Origin of the sequence: Alteribacter populi, from assembly GCF_002352765.1 — a bacterium.
GTDB classification, from domain to species: Bacteria; Bacillota; Bacilli; order Bacillales; family Salisediminibacteriaceae; genus Alteribacter; species Alteribacter populi.
Map to the genome: position 1 here is coordinate 2,025,294 of NZ_KZ293963.1, position 20,199 is coordinate 2,045,492.

A 20,199-nucleotide genomic window follows, 5' to 3' on the forward strand; every position below is an offset into this window, starting at 1 on the left:
TATGACAAAAGGATATGTAAAGAAATCTGCCGGCGGCGTTATTTTTTTGTTTAAATGCATAATTCGATTCATGTTTATTCATTATAAGGAAAGGAGCATTACGCTTCTTTAAAAAATGAGTGAACCCCTATAAGGAGGTGAGGAGCGAATGAGCGGTATTCAACGCACAGCTCTTGTTTTGTCCATTATCGGAGCAGTAAACTGGGGCTTAATCGGATTCTTCCGGTTTGACCTTATAGCAGCCATCTTCGGTGGTCAAGCTGCCGGTTTTTCACGTTTCATCTATGCTATTGTCGGATTGGCTGGGTTATATTGTATCTCCATTCTATTCAAGCCAGACGAAGAGTTGGAACGTAGTCCAGAACCCCAACGGTAGTCGATATCAACACCATTCGGTCCCATTCCTTTCAAGGGTCCTGATGTTAAATGGAAGCGCTTTGTCAAGACAGGCAGAATAGCTAAAAAAAGAGGCAACTCTCGGGAGCTGCCTCTTTTTGTCTTGGAAAGTAGGATTCTGGGTAAATCCTTATTTTTTTGCGCGCTTATTTAAGTCAGCTTGAATTTCGTTAGACTGCTTCAACCAACCTTTGAGTTTTTCTTCAAGAGTGTTAAATCCTTGAGGCTTCTCATTTGTGTGACGTTTACCACCGCCACCTCCGCCTTGTGCTGGGCGCTTTGGACGTTCTTGACGTGCTGGACGCTCCGGCTTAGGTTGCGTTTCACGGATAGATAGTGAAATTTTGCCTGATTCTTCATCTATAGACAATACTTTCACTTTTACTTCGTCGCCAACAGAAAGGTGTTCATTAATATCTTTAACGAACCCGTGAGCGATGTGTGAAATGTGAACTAGACCCTGTTTATCTTGATCTAAGGCTACGAACGCACCAAAAGGTTTAATCCCAGTTACTTTTCCTTCGACAATACTGCCAACTTCATAATTACTTGACATGAGAACAACTCCTATAGCTATTTATTAACTGGTTAATTATATCACAGCTTTTTCATCGTGACAAAAAGGGATTATTTCCATTACACCTAAATACATACAGGCTTCAATCATTTCTTAGTAATAAAGGAGGTGACAGTCGTTGACATCGTTGGTGTAACGCTTTATAGTATAAAAATATTGCAGTGAAAAACATCATTTTTCTGAATTTTCTAGTCAGAATATTCCTTTCACACACATTTCTTTATTACAGAGAAAAAGGAGGTTTTTTTATGTCCCAAAAACAAGATCAGTGGACATCTAAGCTCGGTTTTATTTTAGCAGCTGCCGGCTCTGCTATTGGCCTAGGAGCGATTTGGAAACTACCTTATGTAGCAGGCACGAGTGGTGGTGGAGCATTCTTTTTGATCTTCCTACTATTCACAATCTTTTTAGGTTTGCCCTTGTTACTTACAGAATTTACGATTGGGCGTAAAACTCAGCATGAAGCCATTACGGCTTATCGGATGTTAGCACCTGGTACTTTTTGGCATTGGATTGGAAAGCTCGGAGTTGCTACATCTTTTATTTTATTGTCTTTTTATAGCGTTGTTGGTGGTTGGATTGTCATATATTTAACTCGAGCCATTACGGAAGGTCTTGCTGGAAGAGAAGGAACTGAGTTTGAGCAACTATTTGGACAAACGATAAGTAATCCGTTTTTAGCCGTGTTTGCTCATTTAATCTTTATGGTTTTGACAATCTTAGTTGTTCGAGGTGGTGTTCAAAAAGGAATCGAGCGATTTAGTAAGATTATGATGCCGGCCTTATTTATTTTATTTCTTATTATCGTGATCCGTTCTGTAACACTCCCAGGTGCTATGGAAGGTGTCGAATTCTTCTTAATGCCTGATTTTTCTTCTGTCACCGGTGAAACAATTCTATTTGCATTAGGACAAGCATTTTTCTCATTAAGTCTCGGTGTTTCGATTATGGTTACCTATAGTTCATATTTGAAATCATCTGAAAGTTTGCCACGTTCTGCAGTGTCAATTGTCGGCTTAACGATTTTTATTTCTATTTTAGCAGGGCTTGCCATTTTCCCGGCAGTTTTTTCATTCGGTCTGGAGCCCGCAGAAGGGCCACCGTTAATCTTCATCGTCTTACCTACAGTCTTTAGTGCGATCCCATTTGGAAGTGTGTTCTTTGTAGCGTTCATGGCGTTGCTATTGTTCGCAACATTAACTTCCGCATTTTCTTTATTAGAAATGGTCGTCGCTTCGGTTACAAAAAATGATCCGACAAAGCGAAATAAAGCTGCATGGACTATTGGTTTATTAATATTTGTAATGGGAATTCCCTCTGCCCTTTCCTACGGTGTAATGGGAGATGTACTGATATTCGGGAACAATTTCTTTGACGCACTAGACTTCCTGGTAAGTAATATTATGCTTCCACTAGGAGCCTTATTAATCGCGATATTCGCACCGCTAAAAATCAAGAAAGATGAACTGTATGAGGAAATCCAAAAAAGTTCGAGTATAAAACGAGGCCTATTTAATACATGGTATATCCTCGTCAAATACGTCACACCAGTCGCAATTATTATCGCCTTCCTCAACGTTCTTGGGATTATTTAACTTTCAAGGGACAGGCCCCCCTTGTGGTGCCTGTCCCCCGAACAATTGTGTAAAATGGCTGGCTCCTCTTGACAGGAGCCGCCCTTTGTTATTTTTTTGCTCCTTAATGTATAGTTTTATGCAGGGTGGATACAATGATAAATGTATACAATCTAGTATTCCCCCTTTTAACAAGGTGAGAGAGTTGAACTTTTACTCTCTTATCTTGTTTTTTTATCTTCTCTCTATTAGCAATTCTGATATTAGAAATTCTACACCAGTCAGACTTTATTCCACACAAAAGTGAAATTATCCGACACCAAAATTGATTTTTTCCACCTAAAAACTAACTTTTCACCTTTTATAAAAAGAGCATTCTACAATCAGCGCTCATCACCGTATTTTCCCCAAAAAACTGTCAATCCTCTCAACCGCCTCTTCTAGCTGAGATAAAGAACTAGCATAGGAGCAACGGATATGGCCTTCGCCACCAGCACCAAACACATTTCCCGGTACGACCGCGACCCTTTCATCAAAAAGTAACTTTTCAGCGAAAGCTTCTGAGGATAGCCCTGTTGATTCTATAGATGGAAAAGCATAAAACGCGCCACCTGGTTTATGACAGGTGAGACCGATTTCCTTTAACGAACTTACAAAGAAATTCCGACGTTGCCTGTAGCTCTCGATCATTTCCAGCATTTCTTCTTTTCCATTTTTCAGGGCTTCTATCGCACCATATTGAGCCATAGTCGACGCGCACATCATCGCATATTGGTGAATTTTCAGCATACCCGAAGCAAGGTGTGAAGGTGCAGTTACATACCCTAATCGCCATCCTGTCATCGCAAAGGCTTTTGAAAAGCCGGAAATTAATATCGTCCTCTCCCACATCCCATCTAGACTCGGGACACTTACGTGCTGATTATCGTAGGTCATCTCAGCATAAATTTCATCAGAATAGACAAGCAAGTCATGGCGTTTAATAACTGCAGCAACTTTCTCCAGCTCTAATTTTGACATGATTGTACCAGTGGGGTTATTTGGAAAACAAAGTAAAATCGCTTTCGTTTTTTCAGTGACACATCGTTCAATCTGTTCTGCGGTTACTTTAAAGCCGTTTTCAATCGAAGTTGCCACAGGGACTGGAACTCCACCGACTAAAGAAACAAGAGGGGCGTAGGATACGAAGCTTGGTTCAACAATCAACACTTCTTCACCTGGGTTCACAGTTGCCCGCAATGCAAGATCAATGGCTTCACTTGCTCCAGCTGTTACGATGATTTCATCGGACGGATTATACAGAGTCTCAAATTCATTCTCTAAGTAACGAGAAATCGCTTCTCGAAGTTCGAGCATGCCTGCATTCGCTGTATACGAGGTAATTCCTCTTTCTAAAGAAGCGATACTTGCTTCGCGCACGTTCCATGGAGTCGAATAGTCTGGTTCTCCCACACCTAACGAAATGATATTGTCCATCGAGGACGCCAAGTCGAAAAACTTTCGAATCCCCGACGGCTGAATTCGTTTTACCGCGCTTGATAAATATTGATTGGATTTTTCTTGTGATGACGTCATGGCGATACCACAATCCGATGGTCTTCATCCCCGTCTTCAAAAACGACACCATCGTGCTTGTATTTTTTCAACTGAAAGTGTGTCGTTGTAGATAAAACCGATTCCAATGTTGATAATTTTTCAGAAACAAACTGCCCGACCTCAGACATTGTTGTTCCTTCAATCACGACTGATAAATCATATGTACCCGACATGAGGTATAACGCTTTTACTTCTTTAAAACGGTAAATGCGCTCAGCGACTTCATCAAAACCGACGCCTCGTTTTGGTTGAACTTTTACATCAATCATCGCAGTTATTCCTTCTGGGCTATCTACTTTTGTCCAGTCAACAATTCCAGAATAACCGAGGATCACCTTTCTTTTCTCCAAATCACTCATTCGTTCTTCTACTTTTTCGACCGTTAAATCAAGCATTTTAGCTATCGTGATTACAGGCATTCGGCCGTTTTTTTCTAAAAGCCTGAGCAGTTCCATTTCTTTTTCCATAATCTAGCTCCTCCAGTTCGTTTATCTATGTTTTGACAATCCCGGTTATGGGAAAATTAAATCATGTGTCTTTTAAGCGAAAACTATATCTTTAATACTGCAATTCATACTCGTGCCGTTTATTTTAACAGAAAGGAAGGCTCCTTTACTATGGTTGATAAGAACGAAAATCCTCATGTAACCGAATATGACCACGTCGCTTTATTATTAATCGACGTGGTCAACGATTTAGAATTTGAAGACGGTGAAAAGCTTTTAAGACATGCAAGACCTATGGCGGAAAGAACTGCTTCCTTAAAAAAGCGAGCTAAACAATTAAACATTCCTGTTCTATATGTGAATGATAATTACGGACGATGGCAGTCAGATTTTCAAACACTGGTCAATCACTGTTTAACAGAAAATGTAAGGGGGAAAGAAATTACAGAACTTCTCATCCCGGAGGAAGACGATTACTTTGTCTTAAAACCACAATTCTCTGCGTTTTTTAATACACCATTAGACTTGCTTTTGGAGTACCTTAACGTGAAATCGCTCATTATTTCAGGATTAGCGGGTAATATGTGTGTTCACTTTACTGCAAATGATGCGTATATGCGCGGCTATAAACTGTACATTCCCTCCGATTGTGTCGCTTCGAACCATGAGGAAGATAATCGTGAAGCTCTTAACTTGATGGAGCATGTCCTAAATGCTGAAACAACACGGTCAGACAAAATGGATTTAGAAGCAATCAAATATTACTGGCGAGACCAAGCATAAAAACAACGTAAAGAAAAAGCTCAAAACAAATATCATTCCAATTTAAAAGACCTCAAGGTTTTTTTCCTCGAGGTCTTCCCTCTAATTATCATGCTAACCGAAAAACGATACCGTGACCGCCTTTTGGATATTCCCATTTGATGTTATTAGTTGGACAACCGATTCGACAGCTGCCGCATTCGTGACAGCCTTCATAGCCGACATGCATCCGGGTTCCTTCCCATTTGTAAACATCAGCTGGGCAAAATATTGTACAGTCTTTATCCGGACATGATGTCAAACAGACATTATGATCTTTTACTTCTAAGTGGGATTGCGTATCACACCGAAAACGGACGAGGTACTGCTTTTCTTCAATCGTTTTCGCCACTATTTCATCACCCTCCATGCGCGGTATAAATCTTTAGCTACACCAATTTTTCCTTTTCCCTCTGTAAAACTCCGTAAAATCTTTCCCTGCTTCTCTTTTTTCGACTTCCCATCTACGGTAAAAAATGAACTCGCAGCTCTATTCATCATTGGGACGTAGTCTGCCATATATTGTGGATGTTCTTCAAACGTATGAGTGACATCTTTGTATTTTTTCAAATCTTTGCCGATAAAGCTGTTATAAAGATTTTTTCGATACGTATCTAACGTTCTTTCGGTAAAATCGTTCAATTCTTTTGCCTGTACTATCGCTTCAGCAGCCATCTTTCCTGAACTCATTGCCATGTTCGACCCTTCGCGGTGGATCGCATTCACAAACTGAGCTGCATCGCCTACAATCATAACGCCGTCGCCAACTAATCGTGGAACAGACTTGTAACCGCCTTCAGGAATGAGGTGGGCTAAATATTCAGAGGTTTCCCCACCTTCAATATAAGGACTGACCATCGGATGGTCTTTTACATACTCTAATAGGTGGTATGGCTTAATCTTTTTCTTGATCATCCCCGATAACGTCGTACCGACACCAATGTTTAAACTATCTTTGTTCGTATACAAAAAAGCGGTTCCTAATAACCCCTGGGTAGAATCACCAAAGATTTCTACGGAAACCCCTTGGTTATCAGAAACGTTAAATCGTTCGTTAATTGTCTTTTTAGGAAGTTTTAACACTTCCATGACTGTTAAGGCTACTTCATCAGGCCGCCACTCCTTATGAAAGCCGAGGCTTTTTCCTAAGAGTGAATTGACTCCATCTGCTAATACTACAACATCAGCATATAAATCCCCATCAGGACGGTCTGTTCGAACCCCCACCACTCTACCGTCTTCAACAATACACTCTAATACGACTGTTTCATTGATAAGTAAAGCTCCTTGCTCCACTGCTTTGTCTGCGAACCAACGATCAAATTTTGCACGAAGTACAGTAAAGTTGTTAAACGGTTCTTTTCCCCATTCGAGTCCTTTATAGCTTGTCGTAACCATCGATTCTTTATCTAAAAACCAAAAACGCTGTTCCACCACGGGACGTTCTAATGGCGCTTCTTTCCAAAACTCAGGAATAATTTCTTCCATTTGCTTACGATATAATATTCCACCCATCACATTTTTGGAACCCGGGAATTCACCTCGTTCGATTAATAGCACATTTAGTCCTTTTTTTGCTGCCGTGAACGCACAACTTGTTCCAGCAGGGCCTGCCCCGACAACGATCACATCAAATTTTTCAGCCATGGCTCGTCACTCCTTCTTCATCCTGTTTCGCTAAACTAGATTTTGACGGCTCCTTAAGTGCTTCCTGAAATGCTGATGTTAATAAAGGGGTAACTTCAAAGGCATCCGCTATGATTCCATAGTGAGCAGCTTGAAAAATGGGTGCATCCGGATCGGTATTGATCGCAATGATAAGATCAGAGTTTTGCATGCCGACAAGGTGCTGGATTGCACCTGAGATTCCTATGGCAATATAGACTTTCGGAGTGACTGTTATCCCTGTTTGCCCTACTTGGTGATCGTGACTACAGATCCCGGCTTCTACAACATCACGGCTTGCTCCTAATGAGGCGTTAAGCGTTTCTGCTAACTCTTTGACCATCGCAAAACCTTTTTCATCTTTAATCCCTTTACCTGCCGATACAATGACACTAGCCTCTTCCAAATTAACGGATTTTTTTGTGTCTTTAACAATGCGAACTACTTTCGTTTTCAAGTCTTCTTCACGTACGTCAATGAACTCCTCAACAACCTCTCCACTTCTTCCAGGCTCAACTGGAAGTCTTTTGATAACTTTCGGACGGATCGTTGCCATTTGCGGACGATGCTTCTTACACAAAATCGTCGCCATAATGTTGCCTCCAAAGGCAGGACGACTAGCTTCAAACAATCGTTTATCTACGTTTACATCCATGAGTGTCGTATCTGCAGTAAGTCCGCACAAAACTTCAGTTGCAACAGCACTCGCAAGGTCTTTCCCGTTCGACGTAGCCCCGTACAAGAAAATTTCCGGTTTATATTTTCTCACTAAGTCACCAACGGCCATCATGTACGTCTCTGTCCGATACAATTGTAAAACTGGATCATCAATCACATAAACTTTATCAGCGCCTGCTTCAAAAATAGTTTTTGTTAGACTCTTTACTTGATCACCTAAAAGAACCCCACAGAGCTCGACTTCTAACTTGTCAGCTAAATCTCTTCCAGCTGCCAAAAGCTCTAACCCTACTTCAAGTAAGACCCCTTCCTTTTGTTCAATAAAAACCCATACGCCCCGATAATCATCCAAGTTCATTTTCAAATCCATCTCCGCCTTTCCGTGGCAAGCTTTGTTACCTTAATTTAGGAGTCGAACAATTCACGCTGTTCTAACAAAATGTTCACCACTTCTTTCACTTGCGCCTCAGCATCTCCATTAATCATTTGAGCTCCTTTACTCTTTTCAGGAGGCCACATCTTTCCAACAATCGTAGGAGAGCCCTTAAGACCAAGCTGTTTAATATCAACATCTTCAAGGTCATCAACCGTCCAAACATTCGGCTCATAACGTGTCGCCCTCAGCATATTAGGTAAAGGTGAGTAGCGAACTTCATTGATTGCTTTTTCTACCGTTAATAAACAAGGAAGAGGAGAGTGAATGAGTTCATACCCTTCTTCTACTTTTCTGTGGACACGAATCGTTTGTTTTTCAAGATTCATTTCTGCGACTTTGATTACACACGTCAACGGTGGAATCCCAAGTCTTCTTGCTACACCTGGGCCTGTTTGTCCGGTATCGCCGTCAATCGCGTGCTTACCGCAAAGAACGAGGTCAACACCCTGGTCTGTTTGAATTTTTTCAATCGCCTTAAACAGTGCGTAGCTCGTTGCCAACGTATCCGCCCCAGCAAACCGACGATCAGATATAAGAATTCCTTCATCGGCGCCAATTTCTACACATTTACGAATTGCATTTCGAGCTTGAGGTGGCCCCATCGACAGAACCGTTACTTTTCCTCCATGGACCTCCCTCAAACGAACAGCTTCTTCTACCGCATGAGCATCATAGGGATTTAAAATCGCAGGAGCACTCGATCGGTCAAGCGTATTCGTTTTCGGATTGACTTTAATGATTTTCGTATCTGGCACTTGCTTAATACACACAAGAATATGCATCCCCGTCCCACCTTTCTCTTTTTTATGTATGTGACCGTTCAAAATTCGCCTTTGCTCAATATTTCACGTTTATATTAGAACTTAGTTTGTCGCTGCTGTTTTCGCAGTGCTTTTCACATACATCACCCTTTTCTCATTTATATGTACAAAAATAGGACTTATTCTTTGTCTCCTAAAAGGGGGCTGTGACCCCTGAACAGTTGTTAGGAACCAGATCTCTTTCACGGTGTATCTTCCTGCCTGGAATATTCATTTTTCGGCCAACTTTTTTAATAAGAAAACTTGGCTTTCCGCCAAGCCTTAATGGCGGAAGCCTTAGTTGCGTTTATACTTATTCCTTTAGAGAAGTTAAACTTTCTTAAAGTACAAAAAAAGTACCCTTCACTAAATTGAAGGGTACTCTTTCTGTAGTTTAAGTCGACTTCTTTTAATTTTCCGCAGGGCATTTCGTTGACCTTGAATCGTTTACGTTGTTTTTTTCTTTGCGACATCGTCAAAAACAACACTGGAAACGGTCTCCTCGACAAAGGTAACTTGAAACCAGTCGCCTTCCTTGCTATTGTGCGGCATCTTTTGCACGGGAAGGAGCACTTCTTTCTTACCTTCCTCTACCAGTAAAACCGCCCATTGTCCGTCCTCAATCCGGTCAAGAACGGCTTGCTTGATCCCCATAGTCTCTCACATCCGATCGTTATGTAGTTTGAGTTGTCACTTCTTTACGCTTAAATATATACACAGAGAGCGTAATCATACCGATAACTGCTAATACAGTAAACGTGATACTTAGCCAAAAAGCTTCTCCCACTTGACCTGTCATGAATAATGAGTGACTGTGCCCTGTCAACATTCCCGGAGACCATCTCATAAAGTCTGGAGCGACACTACTGAGAATAGAAAGTAAAATACCAATCCCCATCGTAAGAAAAGCGACTGCAGCATTACTTTTTAGAATTGTACTCAATGTTAGAAGGACAGTAACGATAAAAAGTAACCAAAGACCAAATACCGTGGTTCCATAAAGTACAGACGAAATTGAAAGGCCCTCAATTAAGATCGCCGTATAATAGACAGCACTTACCATTCCCAACACGTATGAAACGACGGTGATGGTTACCACACTCAGCCATTTTGAGGTAATAAAAGAAGGATATGAGACCGGTTTTACAAGGACCATCACATACGTACCTTGGTTTCGTTCATTCGTAATAGTACCCATAAATGCAAGAACGAGAACAAGAAAACCAATTTGACTAAACTGCGCAACGGTTTGAGCTAGAACTTCCCCCCCACTGGGAATAGGAAAATCAATAACCGCACCATCAGGCATTCCACCGAATCGTTCCATGATTTCCGGTAAATAATAGGTTGTCACTGGCTGCATAATCCCTAGAAAGATGAAAACTAACGGCAGCCAAAGCCATTTGTAGCTACGCCATTGTTCTTTAATTTCTTTTTTATATAACACCATCCATTGCTTCATGATTGCGTCACCTTCATAAATAAGTCTTCAAGTGTTGTTTTAACCACTTCAAAGCGAACCGGCTTTAACTCGTGAAAAGAAGGGTCCGCGAGAATCTCCTTTCTCGCAATTGTCACCTCATCCACCGTCATTTTTAGTTTATGAGTATCGACAGACCACTGACTAACCCATTGTTTCTCTGCTATTTCTTTAGCCCATTCAGTTAAGTCTTGTTCTGTTTCAACGTGAATCGCAGGCTGTTGGTGCTTTTGTTGCAAATTCTCTAATGAACCGTTCACGACCACTTCACCATTTTTCATTATAAAAATGTCGTCACAAACTTCTTCTGCATCGTGAAGGACGTGGGTGGAAAATAAAATCGATGTATCTTGCTTCATCCTTTTCATTAGCTCCAGCACTTCCCGTCTACCATGAGGATCAAGTGCTGACACGGGTTCATCTAAAATGACAAGTTTAGGGTTATGAATAAGCGCTTGGGCAATTCCTAAACGCTGCTTCATCCCACCAGAATAACCGGCGATCTTTTTAGCTTTTGCATCGATTAATCCAACAAGCGATAAGAGTTCTTCCGCTTTTTCCTTCGCCTTTTTTCGTGGCAAATGAGCAAGTTCACCTACATAAATTAAATACTCAAGACCACTCATCCAACCGTAAAACTTCGGATATTGCGGAAGGTAACCAAGATGATGACGGGGGTCTTCTTTAGGGTTATTCGCAAAGGCAATATGGCCTCTTGACGGCTTCATTAGCCCTGCAATCATGTTCAGCGTTGTCGTCTTCCCTGCTCCATTGGGACCAAGCAGTGCCGTGCACGCTCCTTCGCGAATAGTGATATCAACGTCTTTGACGGCCGTCTCTTCTTTAAACGTTTTCGTTAATTGTTCTGTTGTAATCAAACTCATCCATTATTTCTCCTTCCGATAATAAAATAAAGAATCGGACCAAGAATATTAATAAAAATAATGATTAAAATCCACATCCACTTCGGACCATTCAGCTCTGAATTTCGAACACAATCCACAAGAGCAACAACCATTAATATTAACTGAATCACAAAAATCGGAGCAATAAGCCCCCAATTGAATTCTGCCACAACCTCAAACCTCCCCATTCTCCATAAACACTCCTTAATGACTCTACGTACCCAACCCAAAAAAGTTCCTAACTGTTAAAAAGTTCAGGGGACTGTCCCCCGAACAAATTGTCGGGGGACAGTCCCCGCACAATTTTGTGTATGATTTACCTGATTCGATGAAACAATGAAAAGAAAATGGCAATGGCATGAATGAAAGGGGCGAATATGAAATCAATCAGTCTCATGACATTAATAGCAATCATAAGCGGTTATTTTTTCGTCACTCCCATTGATTCAAGTAATATGAAGATCAATGAATTAGCTGAGGAATCTCTCATTGAAACAGGCACTGTTGTAAATCCTGACATCAATTCGCAAATACAAGGTCTCTCGTTTTCAGAACTAGCAGAAGATCTCCTTGACACCCCCTATAACGGAAAAGGTAGTTCACCTGAAGAAGGGTTTTCAACAGGTACTCTCGTTCAATATATGTACAGTATTAGCGAAGGCGTCCTTCTCTCCCGGTATCCACACCTTCAAAGTGAGCTTGGGGAACCTGTAAAAAAGGAGAATTTAAAAGAAGGCGATCTTGTTTTCTTTCAGGGTAAGAAAAATAAAATCAGTGCCATTTACTTAAAAGATCAGCAATTTGTTGTAGTTACAAAAGATGGTGTGGCCCTCCGTCACTTAACTAGCGATCTTTTTTGGAAAAAGCGATTTATCGAAGGAAAGCGCCTAACCCAAAAGGAAAAGGTTAGCCTCAACCCTTCAACTTACAAAAATCATGATCATGTAGCCGTTCGTGAAGCTATTTCTCTTCTACATCGTCCCTATAAACTCACTGGGAATACATTAGCAGCCTTTGATTGCTCCTTTCTTGTCCAACACGCCTTTGAAGAAATGGACATTCATTTACCTCGAATCACGTATCAGCAATTTGACTTAGGAAAAGATATTTCACTGGAAAATGCAATGCCTGGAGATGTCATCTATTTTTCAGGTACTTGGCAGGAAGGCATCTCACATACAGGAATTTATTTAGGAGACCATTTCTTTATTCACGCCAGTGGAGAAGAGGGAGAAACAATGATTTCCTACCTAGGTGAAGAATGGATGAAGCATTTTACGGGTATTAAGCGATTTAATGAACTCCGAATTCAAAATGACCATCCTGCAGTAAAAGTTGCTTATGAAATGATTAACATGCCCTTCTCTACACAAGGGGAGTCTCCAGAAAAAGGTTTTAACCAAAGTGGCTTTATTCATTACGCTTTTAAAGAAATGAATAACCACGTTCCCCGTTCTGGCAAAAATCAATGGGATTATGGTGAAAACGTTCCTCAAGGCTCTGAAAAGCCTGGAGATGTTATGTTTTTTGAATCCGATCAAGGTATCCACCTCCCAACTCTTTATATCGGAAACGGTCAAATTATTACAGTAAGAGAAGATAAAGGTGTCTCCATTGTTTATCCGAAATTTAGCCACTATTGGACCTATGATCGTCATATTGGTACGAAAAGATATCCGATCAACTAAAATTCTTGCTCTTAAGTAGAGCAGCGATTTCCGCTTTCCTCAAAAAAGGACTTTTGACTTATTTTCACATCAAAAATTACCTCTATTTGAAACTTCCTTTCAAATGATTCGTATGGAATAATAGTGCAGGAACATTATTTCATCAATGTGAAAATTATTGGGGGTAATATTGTGAAAAAAGCATTATTAGCTGGTTGTTTATCAGCAACTACACTACTTGCTGTCGCTTGCTCGGCTGAAAGTGACGATGGTTTAACAGCAGAGGATATTTTACTAAAATCTGAAGAAGCAATGGAGGAGTTGTCCAGTTATTCCATGACAATGACGACTACTCAGGAAATGAGTGCTGAAGGGGATACACAAGAACTTGAAGTGGATTCTGAGGTCGATATGTTAATGGAACCACTCACAATGTTTCAAAGCATGTCAATGCAGTTTTTTGGAATGGATGTATCTTATGACTCTTATTTCTCTGAAGAACACGGCTTCTTTATGGAAGACCCAATGGGGGGCGAATGGATGAAGCTTTCTGACGGGTTCACTGAGGAATTAATGTCAATATCTGATATGCAAATGAGTCCGGAAGAGCAATTGAAGCCTTTTAAAGATAACCTAGAAGAAGTAAGCATTGAAACAGAAGAAGATCACTACGTCATTACACTCAAGGGTGATGGCTTAGATATGGATACAATGAAAGAGCAAGTTGCTGGAATTACAGGAGAAGGTATGGATGACATGCTTGGTGAAGCTTTTGACAGCATGGAAGTTCATGATCTAGAGTACGAACTTTTTATCGATCGTGAGACATTCTATAACACAGAAGCAAACATTTTTATGGATACTACTGTGGATGATGGGATCAATGGATTTGACATGAAGCAATCCGTCCACCTACTTATGCACAGCTTTAACGAGCTAGACGACCTTGAAATACCAGCGGACATTCTCGAAAACGCAGAAGAAGTCGATGAAAACGAGCTTTTCGGCGAATTCTAAATAGAGAACAGACCATCAATTTAAATAACTAACTGTGACCGTTTTTTACAAGAAAAGCGCAAGCGCCTTGGTCACGAGCGACAAGCACTTTCGACTGCAGATTGAAGCCGCTTTTTGGCTTCTTCTGACAGGCTAAAGTGACCTCGAGCTCGTAGGCGCTGGAGCTAGACATTGAAGCGTAGATTTTTATACTTTCTTAACTCGTAAGAAAAGCGCAAGGCTCTCTTACTCGAACGACATGCAAATGTTCTGTCCGGTCAAAAGTGCTTTTACTTTTGATCGGGCAGGTTCTTTGACACGAACCGATAGCGCCTGGATCTAGACATCGAAGCGTAGATTTCGGCATTTTATTAAAACCAGCGTCAGCTCGCATGTCTTAAAGTCTCAAAGATATTTTCCCTTGAGACGAACGGCGTGAAGGTAACTGTCCATTCTATATTTTCTAACCTTTCATAAAAAGCCATTCCCCTTCGTCAGGAAATGGCTTTTTTGATTTTACTCAAACGTTATACCGTGTCCAAATGGGTAGAGGACTTCTCCTGCTTCATCAAAGATCGTAACAGGTAACTGTCCAGACGGTTCATTTTGCCCAAAGAGTGTCGCGACTGTCGCGTCAAAACTTGCATCTCTAAATCCATATTGTGCGACATATGCATCGATGTCTTCAAATGCCATAATGTCATATGGATTTCGAATCCCTACTCCAACCACCGGTACCTCCACATTTTCTACAATTGCTTGATAAACCTGCATATGAGGATTATTAGCAGAACGACCAGCTACATCAAACGTATAGGAACCGATAATAATCGAATCTGCACTGTTTACTGTCTCTTGCTGTTCTTCAGTTAGTTCACTTTGACCAGCATTCAAGGAAACATGCTCCACATTTTCATGATCTTGTCCAATCGCTTCAAAGAGTGAGTCGCTATAAGTAGCACCTACAACTACGATCTTTTCTTCGGTGCCAGCCTCTAATGGCAATATGTTGTCATTTTTTACTACTGTAACCGCACGTTCTGCTACTTTTTGCTCAACCTTCAGATGTCCTTCTGAACCAATTATTTCATGAGCTCGTTCCTTCATTTTCTCTACATTAACTTCAGCTTCCGTCTTTAAAATACTGCGATTCAATTTTAACGTTAAAATTCTTTCTACTGCTTCATCAATTCGTTCTTCAGAGATCTCTCCGTCTAAAACGGCTTCATGCACACCTTCAAAAACTTCAATCAAACCAACAGGCATGAGCACGATATCTGTTCCTGCATTAATAGCACGGATTACCGCATCTACCGGCCCAAAGTGATCCGCAATAGCGTTCATATTTAATGCATCTGTCATTATCACTCCTTCATAACCCATCTCATCCCGTACGAGTCCGGTTAAGACTTTTTCAGAAAGAGTCGCTGGTAATGCAATTTCACTTCTATCTTTTTTAGAAATTACTTTCGTATCATCTATTTTCGGAAACGTCACATGAGCCGTCATGATCGCATCCATTCCATTTTCCATCGCTTCTTGGAATGGAGGCAGTTCCACTTCAAACAATCGCTCCCGGTCGTGAGGAACTTCCGGAAGCCCTAAATGTGAATCGACATCAGTATCTCCATGCCCCGGAAAGTGTTTAGCCGTCCCTGCAATTCCGTGTTCTTGTAAACCAAGAGTATAAGCAGAACCTAACTTTCCGACAAGGTCCGGATCCTCTCCATATGAACGGACACCGATAACCGGATTATCAGGATTATTATTCACATCAAGCACAGGAGCGAGGTTCATATTTATTCCTAACGCTTCAAGTTCAGCACCAATTACACGCCCAGAATCAAATGAGAGTTCCTCTGAACGTGTGGCACCGAGGGCCATATTTCCTGGCATGTCAGTCCCATTTTGTAATCGAGTGACAATTCCTCCTTCTTGGTCAATCGTCACCAGCATACCAAATTTATTCGCAGCATTTTTATACCCTTCAACTAAATCAATAATCTGTTCAGTCTCTACAACATTTTCTCTAAATAAAATAACACCTCCAATATGATAGTCTTGTATTAAGGCTTCAATTTCCGGAAGCATCTCCGTCACATTTTCACCATTCCAAGTTCTAAAGTCAGGCATCATCATTTGGCCAATTTTCTCTTCTAAAGAAAGCTCGTCCATCGCACGTTCAATCAGATTATACTGATCACCTTCTTGTTGTACGAGATTTGCGCCCTCTTTCGGTGTAACATGTACCGCAATTCGATCAGACTCTACTCCATTGGAAACAGAAATAAAACTCCGTCCTGGTTTACCTACTACCCTAACTTCACCATTTTCATTAACATCCGCTACATTTTTATTAGATGAGGACCATTCCAAGTTCTCGGAAGCTTCCATAAAGCCTCCACCTTCAGTTAAATATAAAGGAGTAAGCGAAAATCCGTCTTCTTCCAAATCTGTTTTCATATGTGGACTGTTCTGTAAAAGGATAAGTGATTGTCCTTGAGCCTTTCCTTCTCCACCACTAAACGTAAAAATTGAAAAAAACAAAAGACCAGCAATAATAAATGAAAATAAACATTGCACTCTTTTTTTCAACATTCATCAGTCCCTTTCCGAAAATTAGCGTGCCTCATTAGGTTTCTTTACTCAAAAAGGAAGAAAGACTCCATGTGGTAACGCTTACAATAAGTATAGTTGAGTATACCAGCTTTATCATGAGTGTAATGGACCATGCCGATATATCTTGAAAAATCCTCCACATATTCATCGTAGGTTCATTTACCCAAACTAGAATAATAATAAAACATGCGGTGTGAATATAGCTGTCCGTTTTTAGTATCAATCTTTGAAAGATAACTTGCCTTGCCGCCAATACTTAATCGTGGCAGCCTTAGTTGCGCTTATACTTTCTTTAGAGATGGTCATCCTTCTTAAAGTATAAAAAAGACCTCACCCGCAGGAGGTAAGGCCTTCTTTATATTCTTTAAAGATTAATCACAACCACTTTATCTCGAAGCATGGAGTCAATACTTCTACCAATCCCCTGTACTCCTTGGCCAGAATTCTTCACTCCCAAGAATGGGAAGTGGTCAGGGCCTCGAGATGTTTTGCCGTTCAGTTGAACCGTACCGGTTTCAAGCTTATCAGCAATTCGGAAAGCATCTTCCATATTGTTCGTAAAAATACTTGCTTGAAGACCGTATTTATTACGGCGTTCTAGGTCAATTGCTTCAAATTCATTATTAATACGGATTACTGGTAAAACAGGTCCAAATTGTTCTTCCCAAGCAACACGCATTTTTTCCGTAACATTGTCAAGTAGTGTTGGGTACAGTAAATTCTTTTTACGTTCTCCTGTTGTCACAACAGTAGCACCTTTATCCTTCGCATCATCAATTAATGTTTCTACATAGTTTGCGGATTTATCATCAATCATCGGAACTACGTTAGCACCATCTGCAGCAAAACCAACCGTCAACCCTTCCACTTTTTCTTTAAGTTTACGAACAAGATCGTCTGCCACATCCTCCATTACGAGAACACGCTTGATCGCCGTACAACGCTGTCCAGAATAACTGAAGGCCCCACTAACTATTTCGTTAGCCGCTTTATCCAAGTTTGCATCCTCAAGTACAATCGCGGGGTCTTTCCCTCCAAGCTCAAGTACAATCGGAATCATTGAGGCTTCTTTTGCGATATGTTTTCCTGTTTCAGTACCACCAGTAAATGATATCATGTCAATGGATGGGTGCGTCACAATAAAGTCACCAATGACAGACCCTCTTCCAGTAACAAGATTTAAGACGCCTTGCGGAAGACCTGCTTTCACAAGTGCCTCAATCATTTTAATACCACTAATTGCCCCTTGCGTAGCTGGCTTAAATAAAACCGTATTGCCTGTAACAAGCGCAGGCGCTATTTTAGCAGCTGAAAGGTTTACTGGATAGTTAAACGGTGAAATGGCTAGTACAACACCATGTGGTACTTTTTGAACAAGAGCTTTTTTATTTTTCCCACCACCTGGAAATCCATCTCCGGTCATATATTCACCTTTTACTCGTAACCCCTGTTCGGCAGTATAGCGAATAAGTTCTGCAGTTCTTGTTACTTCTCCTTTAGCAGAAGAAACATCTTTACCTACTTCATGTTGGATGATCGCCCCTATCTCATCCTCCATCTTTTCTAATTCATCCGCCCAGCGGTGAAGTAGCGCCACTCGCTCATCGATTGGTGTGTCTGCCCATTCAAGTTGAGCTTGCTTACTAGCTCTCGCTGCTGTATCTACTTCTTCTTGCGTCATAGAAGGGACACTTCCAACAATGCTCTCATCGTCTGGAGAAAGTATCTTAATTGTTTTTCCAGATTCACTCTCTTTCCACTCATTATTTAAAAGAAACGGATATATCTTATTATCTTGACGTAATTTCATGATGATCACTCCAATAAAATTATTGATATTTCTTTTTATATTGTATATACATGTTCAACTTCCATCGTTTAAAACTCATTAAAACATTTGAAAACCCTTTCCTACAAGCTCTTTGCTCAAGAAAGCAAAATATTTTTCTATTATTTATGGGAGTTTTCATCATAATTCTTACCCTTCACGGGTAAAAACAGCCTCATCTTACTTCTAATCATTAATGTCGTTCCCTTGAGGTTCAACGTATCTAATACATAAAGTAAGGAATTCTACATTCATCAAGCAAAAAAAATTCTACTATTTTCAAACTTCCTATACTATGTAACAACGTGAATTATGTCATTAACTCAATGAATATATTCTTAAATTAGAGTAAACTTTCTAAAAACCATAGGGAGCATGTTTACTACGTGCTTTTTTATTGTAGTTCTCGTCACATTTTAATCCACAGTAATATGTTCATTGATTATTGGAAAAATACAAAAGTAAAATACTTTTGTAAAGGTGGAATTAAAGTGCGACTAATGGTGACTATTCCTGTCGTTTGTTTAACTTTGTTATTTTTAGCTACAAATGTCTTTGCTCATAATGGATGGTCTCAAACCAATTCTCCCATTGTTGAAAAGGGCCAGCATTCGTATGTGGAATTACTGTTTGGTAATCATTCAGACGATCATACAAGTTACCGTATTGACCGAAAGTGGGACCTAAATGATTCGGAAGTAAAGGTTACATCTCCTTCTCTTGAAGAACAAACCATTACCGACTCTTTCTTTTACTTGGGAGAAGAAAAAGAAGTTGATGCTGAAAGGTTAGGGGTTAACAATTATTATGCAGGGTCGTTTCAAGCGATTGAAGAGGGGATCTACATCATCTCTGCTGAAGGGGACTTCACTTATGGTGATGAAGAAGAACCTACGTTAAGAAGCGCGAAATCATTTGTGGCAGTGAGCGATTGTCCACAGATAGCCAATGTGCGCGATTACAAAGGCTATGATGTACATGTAACGCCTGAACGAGCAGAGATCGTTCCTTTCTTTAACCCTGCAGTAATGACACCAGATCAGTCTGTCACTGCTCAAGTGCTATTGAAAGGTGAGCCTGTAGCAGATGCTGAAGTCGCTGTCATCCGCAGAAGTGATTCCAGTGATCTTCGCTTGAAAACTGACGAAAATGGAAAGTTCACGTGGGAAACGGGCGAAGCTGAGTACTATCTTATTCGTGTGGAACTTGAGGGTAATGAGGATGAATATGAAGCCACAATGACGTACACCGTTCAGGAAGGATAGTTATTTTATAATACGCGTTAACTCCGCCACAATGAGTCTTAAGGGTATTCTTTCTTAGAAGCGAACGGCGCGAAGGTAGCTGTTCACTTATTTTTTAGCAAGATATAAAAACTTAGAGCATTTTCTATAAGCTTTTGTAGCTATTATTCTTGTTCGTAGAAAATAAGTTTTTCTTCCTTACCTTCTCAATTTTCATTCCATTTTACTTCTGTGATTCACGACGTAAAAAAAAATATAATTTCCTGATCACGTTAAATAAAGCTGTTGAGATGGATTTCTCAACAGCCTACCTTATTTTTATAAGAGCTTTTGTGTTATTTATATGGCGCGCCCGAGAGGAGTCGAACCTCTGGCCTGCAGCTTAGGAGGCTGCTGCTCTATCCTACTGAGCTACGAGCGCATCACCTTTTATTAAGGATGGTCTTTTTTCTTAAATGCATTGAGTGGTTCGCTACAATCTTTTAAGAGTG

General features: G+C 40.5%; 19 protein-coding genes and 1 tRNA gene. 6 read left to right on the top strand and 14 right to left on the bottom strand.

Annotated features, from left to right (window positions below; genetic code table 11):
- Positions 1-148 precede the first annotated feature (148 nt).
- The gene (locus CDZ94_RS09870) at positions 149-376 is read left to right on the top strand and encodes a DUF378 domain-containing protein (protein WP_096436614.1); all 228 of its coding nucleotides are present in this window, start codon (positions 149-151) and stop codon (positions 374-376) included.
- Between the two features lie 150 nt (positions 377-526).
- Here CDZ94_RS09870 and yugI read toward each other — a convergent pair whose 3' ends face one another.
- Positions 527-952, bottom strand: coding sequence for a S1 domain-containing post-transcriptional regulator GSP13 (yugI, locus tag CDZ94_RS09875; protein WP_096436616.1), 426 nt, complete (start codon positions 950-952; stop codon positions 527-529).
- Positions 953-1,221: 269 nt separating this feature from the next.
- Between yugI and CDZ94_RS09880 the strand changes: the two genes are divergently transcribed.
- Positions 1,222-2,568: a sodium-dependent transporter gene (locus tag CDZ94_RS09880; protein ID WP_096436618.1), complete on the top strand. Its 1,347-nt coding sequence runs from the start codon at positions 1,222-1,224 to the stop codon at positions 2,566-2,568.
- A gap of 372 nt (positions 2,569-2,940) precedes the next feature.
- On the opposite strand, the gene CDZ94_RS09885 is transcribed toward CDZ94_RS09880, so the two are convergent.
- Complete coding sequence (locus tag CDZ94_RS09885) at positions 2,941-4,122, bottom strand: aminotransferase (RefSeq protein ID WP_096436620.1); 1,182 nt, start codon at positions 4,120-4,122, stop codon at positions 2,941-2,943.
- On the bottom strand, positions 4,119-4,610 hold the full coding sequence (locus CDZ94_RS09890) for an Lrp/AsnC family transcriptional regulator (protein WP_096436622.1): 492 nt from the start codon (positions 4,608-4,610) through the stop codon (positions 4,119-4,121). The genes CDZ94_RS09885 and CDZ94_RS09890 overlap by 4 nt, the downstream gene beginning before the upstream one ends.
- A 150-nt stretch (positions 4,611-4,760) precedes the next feature.
- On the opposite strand from CDZ94_RS09890, the gene CDZ94_RS09895 reads away from it, so the two are divergent.
- Complete coding sequence (locus CDZ94_RS09895) at positions 4,761-5,372, top strand: cysteine hydrolase family protein (RefSeq protein WP_096440726.1); 612 nt, start codon at positions 4,761-4,763, stop codon at positions 5,370-5,372.
- 88 nt (positions 5,373-5,460) lie between these two features.
- On the opposite strand, the gene CDZ94_RS09900 is transcribed toward CDZ94_RS09895, so the two are convergent.
- The 8 genes from CDZ94_RS09900 to CDZ94_RS09940 all read right to left on the bottom strand — a co-directional run bounded on the left by CDZ94_RS09900 (position 5,461) and on the right by CDZ94_RS09940 (position 11,524).
- The gene (locus tag CDZ94_RS09900; RefSeq protein WP_096436624.1) at positions 5,461-5,760 is read right to left on the bottom strand and encodes a ferredoxin family protein; all 300 of its coding nucleotides are present in this window, start codon (positions 5,758-5,760) and stop codon (positions 5,461-5,463) included.
- Entirely contained in the window at positions 5,742-7,037 is a 1,296-nt protein-coding gene (locus CDZ94_RS09905; protein WP_096436626.1) for an FAD-dependent oxidoreductase, read from the bottom strand. The genes CDZ94_RS09900 and CDZ94_RS09905 overlap by 19 nt, the downstream gene beginning before the upstream one ends.
- Positions 7,030-8,091 (bottom strand): electron transfer flavoprotein subunit alpha/FixB family protein, encoded by a 1,062-nt coding sequence (locus CDZ94_RS09910; protein WP_096440728.1) that lies wholly within the window; start codon positions 8,089-8,091, stop codon positions 7,030-7,032. The genes CDZ94_RS09905 and CDZ94_RS09910 overlap by 8 nt, the downstream gene beginning before the upstream one ends.
- Before the next feature lie 47 nt (positions 8,092-8,138).
- A complete protein-coding gene (locus CDZ94_RS09915) occupies positions 8,139-8,951 on the bottom strand; it encodes an electron transfer flavoprotein subunit beta/FixA family protein (protein ID WP_096436628.1) in 813 nt (270 codons plus the stop codon).
- Between the two features lie 465 nt (positions 8,952-9,416).
- Positions 9,417-9,623, bottom strand: a complete 207-nt coding sequence (locus tag CDZ94_RS09925; RefSeq protein WP_096436632.1) for a DUF3006 domain-containing protein — start codon at positions 9,621-9,623, stop codon at positions 9,417-9,419.
- A 19-nt stretch (positions 9,624-9,642) separates the two neighbouring features.
- Positions 9,643-10,431, bottom strand: a complete 789-nt coding sequence (locus CDZ94_RS09930) for an ABC transporter permease (RefSeq protein WP_096436634.1) — start codon at positions 10,429-10,431, stop codon at positions 9,643-9,645.
- Complete coding sequence (locus CDZ94_RS09935) at positions 10,428-11,333, bottom strand: ABC transporter ATP-binding protein (protein WP_096436636.1); 906 nt, start codon at positions 11,331-11,333, stop codon at positions 10,428-10,430. The genes CDZ94_RS09930 and CDZ94_RS09935 overlap by 4 nt, the downstream gene beginning before the upstream one ends.
- On the bottom strand, positions 11,330-11,524 hold the full coding sequence (locus tag CDZ94_RS09940; protein WP_425352533.1) for a PLDc N-terminal domain-containing protein: 195 nt from the start codon (positions 11,522-11,524) through the stop codon (positions 11,330-11,332). Before CDZ94_RS09940 ends, CDZ94_RS09935 begins: the two co-directional genes overlap by 4 nt.
- Before the next feature lie 207 nt (positions 11,525-11,731).
- On the opposite strand from CDZ94_RS09940, the gene CDZ94_RS09945 reads away from it, so the two are divergent.
- Both CDZ94_RS09945 and CDZ94_RS09950 read left to right on the top strand, forming a co-directional pair.
- A complete protein-coding gene (locus CDZ94_RS09945; RefSeq protein WP_198546710.1) occupies positions 11,732-13,042 on the top strand; it encodes a C40 family peptidase in 1,311 nt (436 codons plus the stop codon).
- A 171-nt stretch (positions 13,043-13,213) separates the two neighbouring features.
- Positions 13,214-14,038: a DUF6612 family protein gene (locus CDZ94_RS09950; RefSeq protein ID WP_096436643.1), complete on the top strand. Its 825-nt coding sequence runs from the start codon at positions 13,214-13,216 to the stop codon at positions 14,036-14,038.
- A gap of 495 nt (positions 14,039-14,533) precedes the next feature.
- Here the strand turns inward: CDZ94_RS09950 and CDZ94_RS09955 are convergent, their stop codons facing one another.
- Complete coding sequence (locus tag CDZ94_RS09955; protein WP_096436645.1) at positions 14,534-16,615, bottom strand: glycoside hydrolase family 3 protein; 2,082 nt, start codon at positions 16,613-16,615, stop codon at positions 14,534-14,536.
- Between the two features lie 385 nt (positions 16,616-17,000).
- Positions 17,001-18,446 (bottom strand): NADP-dependent glyceraldehyde-3-phosphate dehydrogenase, encoded by a 1,446-nt coding sequence (locus CDZ94_RS09960; RefSeq protein WP_096436647.1) that lies wholly within the window; start codon positions 18,444-18,446, stop codon positions 17,001-17,003.
- A 518-nt stretch (positions 18,447-18,964) separates the two neighbouring features.
- Between CDZ94_RS09960 and CDZ94_RS09965 the strand changes: the two genes are divergently transcribed.
- The gene (locus CDZ94_RS09965; protein ID WP_232735865.1) at positions 18,965-19,729 is read left to right on the top strand and encodes a DUF4198 domain-containing protein; all 765 of its coding nucleotides are present in this window, start codon (positions 18,965-18,967) and stop codon (positions 19,727-19,729) included.
- A 323-nt stretch (positions 19,730-20,052) separates the two neighbouring features.
- Here the strand turns inward: CDZ94_RS09965 and CDZ94_RS09970 are convergent.
- Positions 20,053-20,129 (bottom strand) — tRNA-Arg (locus CDZ94_RS09970).
- Between the last annotated feature and the right edge of the window lie 70 nt (positions 20,130-20,199).